This window comes from Bdellovibrio sp. (assembly GCF_036384735.1).
In the GTDB taxonomy this organism is placed as follows: Bacteria; Bdellovibrionota; Bdellovibrionia; order Bdellovibrionales; family Bdellovibrionaceae; genus Bdellovibrio.
Map to the genome: position 1 here is coordinate 14,068 of NZ_DASVLT010000067.1, position 16,089 is coordinate 30,156.

The 16,089-nt window shown below is 44.6% G+C and carries 14 protein-coding genes; 7 read left to right on the forward strand and 7 right to left on the reverse strand.

Annotated features, from left to right (window positions below; translation table 11 throughout):
• Positions 1-171: 171 nt before the first annotated feature.
• Together VF412_RS18785 and VF412_RS18790 are read right to left on the reverse strand one after the other, a co-directional pair.
• Positions 172-1,800, reverse strand: coding sequence for a S8 family serine peptidase (locus VF412_RS18785; RefSeq protein ID WP_331340811.1), 1,629 nt, complete (start codon positions 1,798-1,800; stop codon positions 172-174).
• A gap of 335 nt (positions 1,801-2,135) precedes the next feature.
• Entirely contained in the window at positions 2,136-4,220 is a 2,085-nt protein-coding gene (locus tag VF412_RS18790) for a site-specific recombinase (protein WP_331340812.1), read from the reverse strand.
• Positions 4,221-4,328: 108 nt separating this feature from the next.
• On the opposite strand from VF412_RS18790, the gene VF412_RS18795 reads away from it, so the two are divergent.
• The 3 genes from VF412_RS18795 to VF412_RS18805 are packed head-to-tail and all read left to right on the forward strand — an operon-like array spanning position 4,329 to position 6,227.
• Positions 4,329-4,883, forward strand: coding sequence for a redoxin family protein (locus VF412_RS18795; protein WP_331340813.1), 555 nt, complete (start codon positions 4,329-4,331; stop codon positions 4,881-4,883).
• A 1-nt stretch (position 4,884) separates the two neighbouring features.
• Positions 4,885-5,331, forward strand: a complete 447-nt coding sequence (locus VF412_RS18800) for a FixH family protein (RefSeq protein WP_331340814.1) — start codon at positions 4,885-4,887, stop codon at positions 5,329-5,331.
• A complete protein-coding gene (locus VF412_RS18805; protein WP_331340815.1) occupies positions 5,331-6,227 on the forward strand; it encodes a serine protease spb1 in 897 nt (298 codons plus the stop codon). The genes VF412_RS18800 and VF412_RS18805 overlap by 1 nt, the downstream gene beginning before the upstream one ends.
• A gap of 20 nt (positions 6,228-6,247) precedes the next feature.
• Here the strand turns inward: VF412_RS18805 and VF412_RS18810 are convergent, their stop codons facing one another.
• From VF412_RS18810 to VF412_RS18820, 3 genes are all read right to left on the reverse strand, one after another.
• Positions 6,248-6,754 (reverse strand): hypothetical protein, encoded by a 507-nt coding sequence (locus tag VF412_RS18810; protein ID WP_331340816.1) that lies wholly within the window; start codon positions 6,752-6,754, stop codon positions 6,248-6,250.
• 106 nt (positions 6,755-6,860) lie between these two features.
• Positions 6,861-10,160, reverse strand: coding sequence for an efflux RND transporter permease subunit (locus VF412_RS18815; RefSeq protein WP_331340817.1), 3,300 nt, complete (start codon positions 10,158-10,160; stop codon positions 6,861-6,863).
• Positions 10,161-10,313: 153 nt separating this feature from the next.
• Positions 10,314-11,141: a S1 family peptidase gene (locus VF412_RS18820; RefSeq protein ID WP_331340818.1), complete on the reverse strand. Its 828-nt coding sequence runs from the start codon at positions 11,139-11,141 to the stop codon at positions 10,314-10,316.
• A 453-nt stretch (positions 11,142-11,594) separates the two neighbouring features.
• On the opposite strand from VF412_RS18820, the gene VF412_RS18825 reads away from it, so the two are divergent.
• From VF412_RS18825 to VF412_RS18835, 3 genes are read left to right on the forward strand one after another with little or no spacing between them, the layout of a single operon-like run.
• Positions 11,595-13,397, forward strand: coding sequence for a monovalent cation:proton antiporter-2 (CPA2) family protein (locus tag VF412_RS18825; protein ID WP_331340819.1), 1,803 nt, complete (start codon positions 11,595-11,597; stop codon positions 13,395-13,397).
• Positions 13,398-13,410: 13 nt separating this feature from the next.
• A complete protein-coding gene (gene ybaK, locus VF412_RS18830) occupies positions 13,411-13,875 on the forward strand; it encodes a Cys-tRNA(Pro) deacylase (protein ID WP_331340820.1) in 465 nt (154 codons plus the stop codon).
• Entirely contained in the window at positions 13,872-14,630 is a 759-nt protein-coding gene (locus VF412_RS18835; protein WP_331340821.1) for a substrate-binding periplasmic protein, read from the forward strand. The genes ybaK and VF412_RS18835 overlap by 4 nt, the downstream gene beginning before the upstream one ends.
• 12 nt (positions 14,631-14,642) lie before the next feature.
• Here VF412_RS18835 and VF412_RS18840 read toward each other — a convergent pair whose 3' ends face one another.
• On the reverse strand, positions 14,643-15,128 hold the full coding sequence (locus tag VF412_RS18840; protein WP_331340822.1) for a hypothetical protein: 486 nt from the start codon (positions 15,126-15,128) through the stop codon (positions 14,643-14,645).
• Positions 15,129-15,276: 148 nt separating this feature from the next.
• Between VF412_RS18840 and VF412_RS18845 the strand changes: the two genes are divergently transcribed.
• Positions 15,277-15,759 (forward strand): hypothetical protein, encoded by a 483-nt coding sequence (locus VF412_RS18845; RefSeq protein WP_331340823.1) that lies wholly within the window; start codon positions 15,277-15,279, stop codon positions 15,757-15,759.
• Here VF412_RS18845 and VF412_RS18850 read toward each other — a convergent pair.
• Positions 15,756-16,016, reverse strand: coding sequence for a YheU family protein (locus tag VF412_RS18850; RefSeq protein WP_331340824.1), 261 nt, complete (start codon positions 16,014-16,016; stop codon positions 15,756-15,758). The genes VF412_RS18845 and VF412_RS18850 overlap by 4 nt on opposite strands.
• Positions 16,017-16,089 lie beyond the last annotated feature (73 nt).

Consider the following 16,089-nt stretch of genomic DNA (forward strand, 5'->3'; position numbering starts at 1 on the left):
TTCCGTGGCAGTTTTAAGAAATCTCCCCTTGAGATTCCCCTAGCCAAAAAGTTCATTTCAGAGAGTCGACAATAGCAAGTTACGAGTCTGAGAGGTTTGCTATGACAAACGCAAAAAAAAAGGCCCGGTTTGATACCGAGCCTTTTCAAGTTTTTTAAATTTAAAACTTAATTAGTTAGCTTGTTTAGCTGCATTTACAGCTGCTTCAGCATTTACCAAACCAGAACCGTATTCGTTGTTTGAATTTGGTCCCAAAGCCGTCGCAGTTTGTTTCAAGATAGCTTTAACTTGTGCGCCAGTAAGTTTTTTATTTGTAGCTTTGATCAAAGCTGCAACACCCGCAACGTGCGGAGTCGCCATAGAAGTACCTTGGAAAGAAGCGTAGTCTGTAGCAACAGTTTTAACAGTTGCAGATACAGCTACTTTAGATTTCAAGGCCGCTACTAGTTGTTGACCCACAGTTTGCTCAACCATGAATACTGCTGCTGGAAGTGTCGAACCATCTGAAGTCAAAGAACCTTGCAACAAGCCTGGAGCGTTGTTGTAGATGATCGCGCCAGTTGCGCCTGCAGCGATAGCATTTTTGATTTTGTCACCGAAAGCGATGTCACCGCGAGAGATCAAAGCGTATTTGCCTTTAACATCTTTACCAGTGAAATCTTCTGGCTTACCAAGACCGCAATCAACCAATGTGTTTGTCTCGCCATTCAAAACTTCACGAGCACCTTGGAATGTAGCAGAAGGAACAACCGCTGTTTTTTGACCCACAGTCAAAGATACAGAAGACTCACGGCCAGTACCTTGTGGAACTGAAGACACAACGTCTACGCCTGGAGCAACAACTGCCAACTCAGGGCCGTATTGAGAGAAATCAGCTTTTTTAGAAGTGTTATCAACTGCACCAACTGCGATAACAGAAGGAAGAGCTGCTGGGTAAGATACTTTGTTAGTACCGTCGTTACCAGACGCTGCAACTACTGTAATACCAGCTTTGTCAGCTTTAGAAACTGCATCTCTTTCTGCAGGAGTCGACCAAGCGCCACCCAAAGACATAGAGATAACATCAACTTTTTGAGTGATACCCCAGTTGATACCAGAAGCGATAGCAACGTTAGAACAACCTTGTTCAGAACATACACGGCCCATCAAAAGTTTTGCTTTTGGAGCAACACCTGTGAAGCCTTGAGCATCCATCACACCAGCAATTGTACCAGAAACGTGAGTTCCGTGGCCAACATGGTCAGTGATATCATCACCAGAGCTGTCGCCTGTGAAGTCTTGACCTTTTTCGAAGTTAGCTTTCAAAGAAGGATGGTTGAAATCGATACCAGTATCTAGAACAAGAACGCGAGCGCCTTGACCTTGATTAGAAACGCCCCATGCTTGAGGAGCTTTCACAGCCAAGATACCCCATGGAGTTTTAGGACCAGGAACAGTTGTTGTAGTTGGAGCCGGAGCTGACAACCAACCAGCTACTGGACGTGGAGCTTCGTGGAAAACTTCTTTCTCTACATAGGCAACAGCTGGATCAGCCTGCAATTTAGAGATCTCAACGTCGTCTTTCGCATTAACGATCAACGTATTAAGGTTTTCAAGAGATTGCTCAACTTTACCATCTACTGATGACAAAGAAGAAGCTTTGATGCCTGAACCCTTCAAAGAATAAGCACCATTCGTTTTGTAAGCCATGTTAGCAGCTTTAAACGTTTGTTGATCTTTCATGATCACGATCACACGTTCAGCGTGAGCTGTCGTCGCTAGCAATGCTGACAAAATAAGTGAAAACGCAGTTAGTTTCATTATTAGGTCCCCCCTAATTTCCGTGGACTTCACCCTTTTGAAGCCCTTATGGAGACGCAGTTCAGTTCACGTTGAAACATTTATCAAGTACTCTTTTGGAACCACCTCAATTTTTTTTTGAAGCGAAAAAAGTGAAAAAAACTGTCATGAATTCGTAGTTCCAAAGTGGCACCTCAGTTCAAAAATAGAACCAGAAGAAGTCCTACTATAAGTTCTGCTTATACGTGCTATGATTTAAACCCAATAGAGATGCTCAAAATTAATTCACTGTAAATAACGCGCCGCGATCTGATCTGGCGGCGCATTTATTGATGTTTAGCATTCTTGAAGAAAATTTAAGCATGCTCTTCTGAAGATGTTTTTACCACTGTAGAGCCGACTGGGAATAGGAAACTGAGTGGATGTCTTACAAGACGCTTGAAAACAGCTCGTACAATTGCCCGCTGTTGAGGAGCATTAATGCTTCTTGCGCGAATCGCAACCCACAATGCTAATCCAAAACTCACAGAAACATTGAGTACGCCGATCAAGACAATGCCAATCACAGCTCGCCAGAACTCCCAAGTCTCCATATAAGGAAGACCCATCACCGGAATCGCTGCACCTAAAGTTCCTGATGATAAAGTCACGTGACGAACTTCCAATGGAATACCAATGAAGTGCATCACCTCAGGAATCATTCCAAGGAAAATACCCAAGACGATATTGCCCAGCAGACCTGAAATGTTGTTTTCGAAAAACACCGCAATTCGTCGCGCATTCACTTTACCAAATACTGTAATCAGTGTCGGACTGCGCGCTAATGTCTTTCTTAAAGAATAGAGAGCAAACCAGTTTCCGCCCCACCCAGCAGCCAAACTTGAAAGCCACAATAAAACCCCTGTAAAAACAGCATATATCAGTGCGGGCCCAGCAATATCCACTGCTGTGAACGAATGATGAGCCGTCTCATGGGACATGATATGTCGGCCGAACAAGAAAAAGAAAATCGTATCAAACAACAGTGTCGCGGGAACCACCATCAAGACGTTTCCACTGATCGCAGCGACTTGTGAGCGAATTAAGTGAGCAATCTCATCGACAAGACTGTTCATTCCCGCTTCCGAACCCACATCATTCATTTTTTCAGCGAGCGCTGGCGCTGTCATAGCCGGCTGCTTTGTACCCAGTGTAAATCCAGCCAAATGAATGATCACAAAACTAATCGCATAATTTAACGAGGCAAACAATCCAACAAGAAAGCCCGACAGTCCCAACGCCAAAATGCCTGTTTTGATGTAAACTGTGAAGGCTGTGATAAATCCGCCTCCGGCCGCGCCCTGAACCATCTTGCGATATTCCTCTTTGGTCCGAGTAATATAGTGCTCACCGGTTTCCGCAGCCCTCTCGACCACCTTCTTTGCAAGTAAACTGATGTTTTGAGAAATCAAAGTACCAACACTGCGCAGTTCTTGGTTTTCCTCGACGATGGTGGCTAAAAAGCTAGTCACCTTTTTCACATCCACCTTTTCGGTGAGCAATATTTCGATCAGACTTTCAATGCGATAAAGATAAGCCTGCAAACGTGCAATTTGGAAAACCAAATTGATACTCACTCCGTATTCATCCAGATGCTTATGGACTTGAACAAGCTCTTTGCGACACTCCCAGATCAATAATCTTAAGCGCGAGGCTCTTTCTAGAACACTGCTCGGTTCATTATGATAAGCCTCTAAAAATTCATCTAACGATCTGACCAAAGAAAAGAAGGCAGATTCCCTGAAAGATTTTTTATCCAAGCGATGACGAATGCCCGGAGACAACCCAATCGCCCGCACTTGAATCACCAGGTAAGTTAGAGCATCTTCAAGATCGCGAATCAAATGACTCCAGATCTGCTCCTCGTCGGCGATTTCATAATTAAATAACTCGACCATTTTATCAAAAGTGCCATGATCAATAGCTGTCAGCCATTGAGGATCTTTTTTATCCGGGAATAAAGCCCAAAATAAATAACCCAATTCATGATCCAGCGGTGGCGTCGGTAGCATCTTCATAATCATACGATCAAAAGTCTCTCCGATAACCCCGACCTCGCGAGGTAGCCCTGTTTCAGTGTACAGCTCAATGCCACTCACATTCTGAACTGCGGCTCTGAGAATCCGCGCTGTCTCTTTTTTCCAAGCTGAATTGCGATCCAACACCATCAATAGATAGCGCAGGCGAGCCACCGGCATTTTCACGGCTTCAATGTCGACGTGATCATCCACGGGACGTGCATAACGAACCCATTGCAACAAGCGCACAAGCCACTGCAACTTGTCTTCAAGGCTCTTTTGTGATTCGGCAGAACTTAAAAGAATATCGAGATCGCTGTGGATCTTTCCACCCTGTTTGTACTGCTTGAACTTTTGAAAGTAGACTTTGAGCTGACTAAACATATAAAAATTCTAAACGATGGCCCTACGGAGTCGCAATCGCCCTGTGTCATTTCAGCGCAACCATTTGTGGCGTGCATTTTTCTGAGGCTCTATGCTAGGTCATTCTCTATGAAAAATGCCTTTCTTTTAGCCATCATGTTGCTTATTTCCTCTCACGCCTTTGCGACTGTTTCCATGACCTCTTTGGAAGGCAAAAATGTGTTGGATGGCAAAATCGAAAAGATTGATTTTACGACGTCTCGTAAAGGCGCCGTGCTTGTTTTCATGTCTTCGAAATGCCCTTGCTCGGCAAGCCACGAAGACATTCTTAAAAAACTGGCTGACGAATATAAGGGCTTTGTGTTTGTAGGCATTCACTCTAATGCTGATGAAAATGCGACAGACACAAAGGCCCACTTCCAAACGGCGCACTTAAACTTCCCAGTCCTGCAAGATCAAAAAAATACCTGGGCTAATCAATTGGGAGCACTTAAAACTCCCCATACTTTTGTTTTTAACAATAAAGGCGAACTACTTTATCAGGGCGGGGTTACGGATTCTCATGTGGGTCCGGCGGCGAAACATCAATTCCTTAAAGAAGTCCTCTCTGACATTCAGGACGGCAAAGAGCCGCGCATGAAAGAAGGTCGCGCTTTAGGCTGCTTCATCCAGCGTGAGGACTAAAATGCGTTTTTTATTTATTCTGCTTTTTATTGCGCTTTCCGCCTGTGCTCGTAAAAACTACGTTGATCCCAAGGAGCTTGCGCAAAATAATCAACAGCAATCCGCAGACTGCGCCCTTGAGTTCACTAAAGTCGATTTGTGCGCGAGTATCTCATGGACACAGGGGCCTCAAACTCCACAGCAATCTGAATTTATTTTGCATATCTGGAATAAAAAAAACGCCAATGTAAATGGTCCTTACCAAGATCCGACACAAAATCTTTCGGTGGTTTTGTGGATGCCTTCCATGGGACATGGATCAGCTCCTGTTAAAATCGAAAAACTTCAAGACGGTGTCTTCCGTGTGAGCAACGTCTACTTTATTATGGCTGGCGATTGGGAAATTCGCGTGTTCTTAAAAGATTCAGCATCCACTGTGGACCAAGCGACAGAAAAGTTGGTTCTTTAATGAGATCTTTGCTTGTGATTCTGATTGTATTTTCATCCACACAAACCTGGGCTGCCAGTTGTTGTGGAGGTGGTTTTGCCTTCCCTGCTTTGATTCTGGGTGATGATAAGGCACAACTGACAACATCGCTCAGTTATGGCTCGGTCACAGATTATGTCTATCCAGATGGTAAGTGGACCCACGTCAATGATCACAATGTCAGTAGCACATTTAAAATTGATGGTGCTCTTCTTATGACGGATCGTACCCAGGCAGGAATTTCCATTCCTGTGGTTTATAAAAAAGTCTCTGATGAAACGAACTCAGGCCTTGGTGATATGGCTTTGAATCTTGGCTATGAAATTCTGCCGGAACTTAGTTACTCTGCGTGGAAACCAAAAGGATTGGGCTTTTTGCAAATCACTTTGCCGACGTCACCTTCAGTTTATGATGCGACGAATGTATTCGCGGCAGACTCTCGTGGTCGTGGATTTTTTGCCCTCGGCACAGGGATGATTTTTACAAAGATTTTTGGAAAATGGGATACGAACGCGAGCGGCGAGTTGCATCGCTCCTTTGCACGCTCTTTCGATTCGGATGGGGCTGGTGGCGCTGTCACTGTGACTCCAGGTTGGGGTCATAGCATCACAATTGGTGGAGGCTGGAGCTACGGAGACTTTCGCTTAGGATCAAGCCTTTCTTCAATGTATGAAGACGGCTACCGCGTGCGAGGCGCACAAGATTCTGACGGATCTTCTCAGCAGAATATGACGTGGTCTGTGATCGCAAATTACATGCTGGGCATGGAGTCAGCTATTACCTTATCTTATGCGGATCAGACGATCTTTGGTTCACCAGAAAACTCGAATCTTTCAAAAACAGTGACGTTAAGCTACCAACAGCGCTGGCAGCGTTAACATCACTTCTAAATGAGGAATTACATAGGCTCGATTGTGAAGTGCTCAATACCGACCTGGGCACCGAAGCCTTTAACAAGTTTCAAAGCCACATTCACTGCGATTTCCGGCGGTTTTACACGAACAGCTGCAAATGTTCCTGCTCCGCCGATCACAGCACCTTGACCGTGCGCTACAACGTAGCTTCCGAACAAGACATCTGGATTGCAGTTAAACAGGCTGATCTCTGAAGAAACACCTGCAAATTTAAAGTAGCCAGCCCCTACAACTGGACCGATGAAGTGGGAACCCATGTGGACTTTTACATCTCTAGAGAAGTGATTCCCCTCGAGGTCGATACAACGCAATTTGCCCGTTGCATGAGTTGTGAAATGACCCAAGATCACTTTCACCCCCATTGAAGAGCCTGTGAACGTCAAACCACATGTCCAACTCAATTTACCTTGAGCCGTCATTTCATCACCGTTATCAGCATGAGCAAAGGCCCCTAGCAAACTCAAAGCGAAAACGATCAAAATTTTTTTCATTTTCTTCTCCTTATGAAGAGATGGTTAATTGATCCGTATCCACAGTGGTACTTTCATTCTCGTGTTCGGGGAAGTAGGGCAGATGAAACACATACGGTAAATCACTCTAATGGAATAAGTCGGAAAATTTTCTTTTATGTCGCTTCTCAATGCGCGCCAGCTCAGCAGCTCTTTCAATTTCAACTTCATTTAATTGTTGTTCGGGTTGATTTTCCTCAGGAATCGGCTCTTGAACTGCACCGTCTTCAAACGGCATCGACACGGCATCACCCACATTTTCAAAAGCAGCTTTCACATCGCGACTTCTCTGATCTCGTTTTCGAAAGCGATCTACCAGTGAATATGTGACAGGTACCACATATAAAGTTAAAAGCGTTGATACAAGCACGCCTCCAATCAAGGTGATTGCCATGGGCTTGAAAGTTTCCGAACCCGCGCCACTTGCAACCGCCGACGGAATGGCCGCCGCAATCGTCGCAAAAGAGGTCATGATGATAGGACGAAGACGCACGGGGCAGGCTTCTTTCAATGCCTGATCCGCGGTGGCCCGATCATTGCGATCGCGCACAGAGTTGGTGAAATCAATCAATAGAATCGAATTCTTTTTCACTATTCCCATGAGTAAGAGCAGCCCAATCATCGAATACATGTTCACTGTCTGTCCCGTAACTAATAAGGCAAAGAAGGCCCCACTGAAACTAAACGGTAAAGCCATTAAAACCGTTAAGGGATCTAAGAAAGAATTGAACTGACTTGCCAGAACCATATAGGCCACAAGAATGCCAACGCCCAAAGCAAAGAATAAACTTTGGAATGACTCCTTAAACGTTTTTGCCGCTCCCGACTGCTCGACAAAATATGTGGCGGGCAACATTTGCTTTGCCGTTTGCGCGATAAAATCCAACGCCTTCTGCTGAGAAGTCCCTTGAGTTAAATTTCCATAAATCGTGATTGCCCGTTGGCGATTCACACGGGACACTTGTTGCAAGCTCGGCTTAATTTCCAATTTTGTCACCTTTTGCAAGGGAATAAGGTTGTTCATATCATTGCCAATTAAGAGATCGCGAAACTCGTCGCGAGGATCTTCGGTCTTTTGCAGCTGAACGTATACATCATAACGATGACCATTTTTCGTGTATTGCCCATTCTTTACTCCACCGATCAATGCCTGCACCGTATTTCCGATGGCTTGCGCACTGACACCACGAAGGGCCGCCTGCGACCGATCCGGAGTGATCTGCACCTCGGGCATTCCTTCCAAATAATCCGAATCCACATCCACCATCATCCCCGATTTTTTCATTGCCTCTTTCATTTTGGTGTTGAACTCAGCCAGCTTGTCCCAATCAGGGCCCTGCAACGTGAACTCGATAGGATATCCCTTCCCCGTCGAGAATCCACGACTGGATAAATCCATCATAAAGACTTGGACATCTTGAAGCCTCGCAAGCTCTTTACGAGCTACACCCATAAACTCCTGCTGGGACAATTCCTTTCCGGTAGCGCTATCTTTACCGCGCTGGCCTTTATCTTTCATTGTGACGAACATCATCCCCGTATTCGAATCACTCCCGCCCCCCGAACCAAGACCGCCCACGGCGACATATAAATGCGCCACCTCTTTGCGTGTCCTCAGCCATTGTTCGATCAAGCGCGCCTTACTATCGGTATACGCAAGTGACGAACCAACCGGAGTCATCAGCCGCAAGATAAAGAGGCTTTGATCCTGCACCGGAGTCATTTCACGATTTAAAAAAGCCACCGAAAAAAATGAAAGTCCCACAAAAAACAGTGACGCCATTAAAACCATCCAACGATGTCTCAAAGTCCCATTCAAACTTCTGGAATAGAACTCGCGCCACTTCTCCATTCCTGTTTCAAAGGCTTTTCCTAGGCGCGTGGTTCTTTCTCCTTGATGAACGAAGCTTGAACATCTCATTGGTGTGATGGTCAAAGACTCAATTAATGATAACAACACGGCCAAAGAAATCGTCACACCATACTGCAAGAAGAATTTCCCGATCACACCCTTCATAAAGGCCACTGGCAGAAAGATCGCAATGATCGCCACACTGGCCGCTAATGCGGCAAAAGTAATTTCTCGAGCGCCGATGATGGCCGACTCGATAGGTCCCATTCCCTTTTCGTTATAGCGGAAGATATTCTCTAGAACCATGATGGCATCATCGACAACGATACCTATGGCAAGGGTCAACCCCAAAAGCGTGAAAGTGTTTAAAGTAAATCCCGCAAAATACAATCCTATGAAAGCGCCCATAATAGAAGTCGGAATTGCAAGCAGCACGTTCAAGGTGGCAGTCCAACTGCCCAGAAAAATCCAGCAGACTAAAGACGTCAGTAGGACTGCCAAAATCAAGTGCTTTACTAATTCATGAATGGATTGATTGATAAATTTTGTGGAATCAAAGTTGATTCCAAGCTTCATTCCTGGCGGCAAGGTGCTGCGAATATCCTCCATTTGTTTTTTTACGGCGTCAGCAACAGCCACTGCATTTGAACCAATTTGTTTTTTAATTCCAAGCCCTAACGCCTGCACACCATCAAAGCGCGAGATACGATAAACCTCGGCCAACTCTTCCCTCGCAAAGCCTAGGTCTTTCAGTTTTACGACATTAAACGGATCTCGAATCACCGCACCTGCTCTGCGATTGATGATCATCTGATCAAAGCCTTTGGCATCTTTAAATTCCCCTAAAGTACGGACGTTAAAGGCCCGCGCAGGATTCTGGATAAATCCTCCAGGAATTTCTGCATGTTGAGAATTAATAGAGGCCAACACATCTTCTACAGAAATATTTTTCCGCAAAAGCTGTTTTGAATTCAGCCACACACGCATGGCTGGATCCGTATAACCACCCAAAATAATTTCACCGACCCCCGGGACCATCGTGAAACGATCCTTCAAATAATCCTTGGCATAGCTCATCAGAAAGTAGGGATCATTTTTTTCATAAGTCAGCGCCAACCAGATAATTGGCTGATCATCGGGATTGGTCTTTGATATCACCGGAGGATCGACATTCGTCGGAATCAACTTTTGCGCCTGCGCAACTTTTGTTTGAACTTCCTGAAGGGCCGTGTCGATGTTGCGATCTAATTCAAACTCAATCGTAATATTCGCAATTCCTGTTTTGCTAATCGATGTAATACGCTCAACACCCTCGACAGTCGATAAGGCGTCTTCAACAGGGTCGACAACGCTGGTCTCCATGATCTCAGGAGCTGCTCCTAGCAGTGTCAGCGAGACATTGACCACAGGAAAATCCACGTCAGGCAATTGACTCACACCCATACGCATGAACGAGATAGCACCAAAAATAATAAAGGCTGCAAACAGCATCCACGCGAAGACTGCATTTCTGATGGAAACATCTGAAACTCGCATGACTTATGATAGTGGATTTTAACCGCGCGAAAGAAGACTCGAACGCAGCTCTGACGGAAGACAGGAATTTATCTGTAAGAAATCAGAAGTGAAATTAGACAAAAAAAAGCTCCGTCATAAAGACTGACGGAGCATTCAAGAATACACGAAAGCCTAGCGATTCAAACCATTCAAAGTTGCAGAAGCTTCTTTGATAAATGGAGTGTAAACGTCAACACGTGTGAAGACCGAGAAGATAAAGCAGTTAGGAGTCAGTGGAATCGGCAAAGAATCACCGCGACTCACAACGCCCCACAAATACAGATCACCATTAACGTTGATATAACCTGGACCACCCGAATCACCACTGCATACGCCGTGCTTCACAGATTGCTTCAAGGAAATCTCTGTATCTGAGAAATGCGGATTTTCAACTTGAAGCTGTGTTGTTCTTAAAGTGCCAGCACCTTTTTTAATAACCCATGACCAACTCAAACCGTAACCAGCGACGACAACCTCAGTCCCTTTTTGTAAAGCCGCAAAGTCAGTCAGCACTTTCGCAGTTCCATAACCGGCAGGAATGCCAGCTGCGCCTGGATCAAATTTGATCACCGCGATGTCAGCGGTATCTGTTCCTTTTTTAGGATCATACTCTGGATGGCGAACAGCGCCTGTAACAGCACGAATGTCCGCTTTTTGAGCACCATCAAATTTTTCTTTAAATAAGATCACCATTTTCGCAGGATCCGCTCCCACACAGTGACCTGCTGTAAGAACCAAATTTTGTGCAATCAGTGTTCCCGTGCAAAGAGCTTTCTCTTGCATGTCATAGATGCCGACTGTAGAACGCATTTCTTTATCGCCAGCTTTCACCTCTGTGCCGCCGACGATACTTGTTGAGTCTGCATTCACAGCACCTACTGCACTGTTTGAAGAGCTTTTATCAGAACATGCGGACAATACAACAAGCGAAGACAATAAGAGATATTTGAAACCTTTCATTTGAACTCCTTCAGTTGATTAAAATAACGAGCCCAAGGTAATTGATCCGACCTTGAAGCGAAACCTCTTTTGCAGTGTGAAGACAATCTTTTCAATTCACGTCCAAAGAGTCGCCATGATCATATTTTGTTCAACCACGTAATTTTGTCATGACATCACTTGACGATAGATATCTACCTCACATTTTACTTGAAAACGCTTTCATTCTTGAAAAACGAGACATCAGTCCCCATATATCCTCATTTCTCACATTTATTTCCAAGACAGTTAAGGCTGATGTTTGGAACAGATTTTATGAAATAGTCATCAAGTCCGCAAAGACCCTGTTTTAACGCAAATCTTGGCTGAATTTGAAGCAGCACCAAACGCCGCGCGGGATTGTAAACTGCTCCCATGTGATGAATCTTAAATAAGATTTTGCCCTCCATAGACCCTCTTTGTTAGGGTCTATGTATGACTCATCTTCAGCTCGTTCCTGTCATCGTGTTTTTAACGTCCTCTGTGGTCCTTGTATCCCTTTTCCAAAAGTTGGGATTGGGAAGCATCTTAGGCTATCTTGCTGCGGGTCTTTTAATCGGCCCACAAATGTTGGGACTTATTCCCGATCCAAGCTATGCTCAAAGTCTTTCTGAGTTCGGTGTGATCTTTCTTTTGTTCATCATCGGATTAGAACTTCAACCCAAGAAACTCTGGTCTCTAAAAAAAACTCTGCTTGGCTTTGGCGGTTTGCAGATTGTTTTGACTTCAGCAATCTTCGCCGGAATTGCTCATTTCTTTGAACTGAGCTGGCCTGCAAGTTGGGTTGTTGGTTTTTCGCTCTCACTTTCATCGACTGCATTTTCTTTGCAATATTTGACAGAGCGGAAAGTTCTCAACACCGAATTCGGTCGTTCTGCTTTTGCCATTCTTTTAATGCAAGACGTGGCGGCTATCCCTGCCCTGGCGATCATTCCAAGTTTAGGACTGGAAGCCGCTGCGAAACAAAGTCATGTAAATTGGGGAGCCTTCCTATTCACTTTCTTAGGAATCGTGATCTTCAGCCGCACCTTGCTGGGCCCTTTACTTCGGCAAGTGGCGATCTTGCGCAGTCGCGAACTTTTCACCGGCGTGACGTTACTTATCGTGATTGGTGTGGCCTTCTTAATGGAGCGCTCGGGCCTTTCCATGGCCTTGGGGGCCTTCATTGCGGGAGTCTTTCTTTCTGAATCAGAGTATCGCCACGAATTAGAAGCGGACCTTGAGCCCTTCAAAGGGATTTTGATGGGGCTTTTCTTTATCTCTGTCGGCATGTCAGTGAATGCTGCTTTGATCTTGCAACGACCTCTGACTATTCTAGGACTTACGGTTTTATATATCATCGTTAAAGGTCTTGCGATTTTTGCAGTAGGAAGAATTATGAAGCTTCCTACCCTGGCTTCAAGAAATCTTGTGGCTTATCTGGTTCAAGGGGGCGAGTTCGCCTTTGTTATTTTTGGCGTTGGGCAAACAGCAAATGTGCTGTCACTGGAATGGACTCAGACTTTAACATTGATTGTGACGCTATCCATGATCGCAAGTCCGTTTATTATTTTACTTAACGACATCATTGAGCGAAAACAAACTCAGCCGGAAAAAGAATATGACCGAATTGATGATAATAACAACCCCGTCATCATCGCGGGCTTTGGTCGCTTCGGTCAGATCTTTGGTCGCATTCTAAGAACTCAAGACATCGGCTTTACCGCCATCGACCATGATTCAGAACAAATCGAACTCCTTCGTCGCTTTAGCAACAAGGTTTATTACGGAGACGCCTCTCGTCGGGAAATCCTAGAGGCCGCCGGGGCCGCTCGTGCAAAATATCTGATTGTCGCTGTCGATGATATGGCCACAGCCACTCAAATTTCACAAATTGCGAAGGAACACTATCCCCATCTTTTGATCTATGCCCGGGCCCGCAACCGTCAGCATGTTTTTGAATTGATGGAACTAGGTGTTCAACACATTCGCCGTGAGACTTTGGATTCAAGTCTGAATTTGACGCAAAATCTATTGATAGATCTTGGAATTCCCGAAGCTCGCGCTAAATTTATGATTGAACGCTTTAGACTTCATGACGAGCTGATGTTGAAAGAGCAATACAAAGTCCGCCACGATCAGAAGGTTTTTATCGACGTATCGCGCCTGGGTCAGCAACAGCTAGCGCAAGTTCTTAAAGAGGACTTAGAAAAAACTTATATCGAACCAAGGAAAGAACAAGTTCATGAGCCAGGATAAAGACAAATACCCCATGACTCTGGCCATTCGACATCTTTTAGATCACAAAATCGAATTCGTGCCGCATCTCTTTAAGTATGAGGAAAAAGGCGGGACGGCAGTGTCTTCACGTGAGCTAGGCGTCGAAGAACACTCTGTGATTAAAACCTTAATCATGGAAAATGAAAACAAAGAGCCTTTGGTCATCCTTATGCACGGAGACATGCAAGTTTCCACAAAACAGCTAGCTCGAGATCTTGGAGTCAAAAACATTTCTCCATGCAAACCTGAGGTGGCAGATCGTCATTCGGGATACCAAGTTGGAGGAACATCACCATTCGGCACTAAAAAGGAAATGCCCGTCTATGCGGAAAAAACCATTTTCGAGTTGCCAAAGATTTACATCAACGGCGGCAAGCGAGGCTTTCTAGTTGAGATCAAACCCCGGGATCTGAACTCCTTAAATCCAAAGCTTGTGCAAGTGGGGATCAAAGGATGACAACATGGCTTCTCTCCCTCATCACGGCGTTTTCGCTTTTAGGGATCGAAGCCTCGGCGACAATGACCTTGCGCTCGAACTCACAAGAAGGAATCGACTTTAAGTACGATCACAAAGACCCCGCCCACAAAGGCCTGTGCGCTGAAGTTGCACAACTGATGGCCAAAAGGACCAAAATTAATCTGACGGGACTCGCGACAGAAAAGACCATTCCTAAAATTCAAACTGATTTAAATCTCAAAAAGATAGATATCTTTTTTTGTATGATTGAAGACGAAACCAGAACTTCCTTCATCGATTTCTTAAAACCCGCGATTTTTACTGAAAATTTAGTTTTCCTTGCTCGCAAAGATGACCCTGTCTCCATTCGAACATGGGATCAAGTACGCGCATTAAAAGACAACTCTATCTTACTGGTTAATGGTACGGCGTACGTAAATTATTTAAAAAAAGTCCCTGGTCTTCATTTAGACGATGGCGCGAATAGCCTCTCGATCAATTTAAAGAAACTCATCAATAAACGAGGTCGCTTCATTGTCGCCAGCGAACCCAGCTTAAGAACAGCCATAGCAACTGAAGGATTAGAGAACCAAGTTCGCATCCTTCCATGGATTTTAAGAGTCGAAGGTCAATACATCGCGGTTCGTAAAGATCTACCACCGGATTTAAAAATGATGCTTTCAAAATCCCTCGAGGAACTTCGTCATACGGATGAGTACAAGAAGATTCTCGAGAAATATCAAGTTCAACCTTAATATTTAAATTTATTATTTATATAGCTCGAGGAACTTGAAATAATGGCCTTTGATATCTTCAAGTTCCATCAAATTACCGTAGGCATCTCGGACTTCGGAATCTTTAATCTGAATTTTTCCATTCTCAACATCGTAATCGACACCACGAACGAAAAGCTTTTCCAATTCTGAACCTGTGGCCTCGGAATAATATGCGACATAAAAGCTTTTGATTTCCGTGCGAGCTGGAACAAAACCGTGGACCATATTCAATTGATGTACAAAACTTCGCGGACAACGTAGCAAAATGATCCGCGGGCATTGAACTTTTGAAATCCATTTTTGAAAACTTCGGATCCCAACAGAATTAATCGCCGACAGATAACGCAGATCCAGGCTTAAATCATAATCCGGATGAACATCCACCTCATGAAGCTCGGTCGCATATTCGTTCAAACTCCCCTGCAGAGTTAGCACGACGGTTTTATCAATCAAATCTGTCGTCACTTTTAAAGTCATAGAGTGAAGCTAGCACATCACTAATAAATTGAATAGCCAGCTCGACCTGCTCTGTGCTCCAAAAACCACTATCTTACTGACTCAGTTTTTGCCGAAGAAACCCTTAGCAGGACTCGACAAAGATAAACGCAACACCGAAAAGCCCCCTATGAAAAATCGCGCGACCTTTGAAATCACGGAACACCCAACACATATACAACTTCGCATTGCAGGTATTGTGGATGAATACTCCGCCTTTCCCGATTTCGTAAGTTCACTTTATCGCGACATCATCGTAGACCTTATAGATTTTCAGAGTATTAACTCCATGGGAATTCGCGAGTGGATTCCGTGGATCAATCACCAACAGTTCAACTCCATGACATTCAAAAGATGTCCTAAGGTTTTTATCGATCAGCTGAATAACGTCGAAGGATTTATTCCTGAAAAAGCCCGTATCGCCTCGTTCTTTGTTCCCTATTTCTCTGAAACAAGTGATGAAGAAGCGGCCATTCTTTTTTCCCGCGGCGAGCATTTCTCAAATGGCAAAATCATACAGCTCCCCCACGTGTTAGATTCAAATCTTATACGTATGGAAGCAGATATTATTCTGGATAAGTATTTGCGTTTTTTGCCCCGCTTTGGACTTTAAAGTGGAGCTTGTGCGCGCTTCCATTGAGACTCTGTCATCAAAGTGACGGACTCTGTGTTGGGATCAAAGACGATCTTGATTTCTTTCTTTGAGATCTGGCGATGAATTTGCTCTTTCTTTTTCTCTAAGGAAACTTCGTTCGCGCCGTAATCCGTGCCTTCCCGCAAAATGAACGATTCCACGATGCCCGCAATTGCATCATGACTCAGCTGATCCGCAGGGATTTCGACAGGTGGTTTTACTTCATCCGGGAGCATAAATTTCCTTTTGCTTTTTTGGCCTCTCATGGTTCTAGCAAGCACTTTTGGTCACTTGCAATGGAGCTTTTAT

Excerpts from the sequence above, each read along its gene's own strand:
- VF412_RS18785 (WP_331340811.1), bottom strand. The coding sequence starts at position 1,800 with ATGAAACTAACTGCGTTTTCACTTATTTTGTCAGCATTGCTAGCGACG.
- VF412_RS18790 (WP_331340812.1), bottom strand. The coding sequence starts at position 4,220 with ATGTTTAGTCAGCTCAAAGTCTACTTTCAAAAGTTCAAGCAGTACAAA.
- VF412_RS18795 (WP_331340813.1), top strand. The coding sequence starts at position 4,329 with ATGAAAAATGCCTTTCTTTTAGCCATCATGTTGCTTATTTCCTCTCAC.
- VF412_RS18800 (WP_331340814.1), top strand. The coding sequence starts at position 4,885 with ATGCGTTTTTTATTTATTCTGCTTTTTATTGCGCTTTCCGCCTGTGCT.
- VF412_RS18805 (WP_331340815.1), top strand. The coding sequence starts at position 5,331 with ATGAGATCTTTGCTTGTGATTCTGATTGTATTTTCATCCACACAAACC.
- VF412_RS18810 (WP_331340816.1), bottom strand. The coding sequence starts at position 6,754 with ATGAAAAAAATTTTGATCGTTTTCGCTTTGAGTTTGCTAGGGGCCTTT.
- VF412_RS18815 (WP_331340817.1), bottom strand. The coding sequence starts at position 10,160 with ATGCGAGTTTCAGATGTTTCCATCAGAAATGCAGTCTTCGCGTGGATG.
- VF412_RS18820 (WP_331340818.1), bottom strand. The coding sequence starts at position 11,141 with ATGAAAGGTTTCAAATATCTCTTATTGTCTTCGCTTGTTGTATTGTCC.
- VF412_RS18825 (WP_331340819.1), top strand. The coding sequence starts at position 11,595 with ATGACTCATCTTCAGCTCGTTCCTGTCATCGTGTTTTTAACGTCCTCT.
- ybaK (WP_331340820.1), top strand. The coding sequence starts at position 13,411 with ATGACTCTGGCCATTCGACATCTTTTAGATCACAAAATCGAATTCGTG.
- VF412_RS18835 (WP_331340821.1), top strand. The coding sequence starts at position 13,872 with ATGACAACATGGCTTCTCTCCCTCATCACGGCGTTTTCGCTTTTAGGG.
- VF412_RS18840 (WP_331340822.1), bottom strand. The coding sequence starts at position 15,128 with ATGACTTTAAAAGTGACGACAGATTTGATTGATAAAACCGTCGTGCTA.
- VF412_RS18845 (WP_331340823.1), top strand. The coding sequence starts at position 15,277 with ATGAAAAATCGCGCGACCTTTGAAATCACGGAACACCCAACACATATA.
- VF412_RS18850 (WP_331340824.1), bottom strand. The coding sequence starts at position 16,016 with ATGCTCCCGGATGAAGTAAAACCACCTGTCGAAATCCCTGCGGATCAG.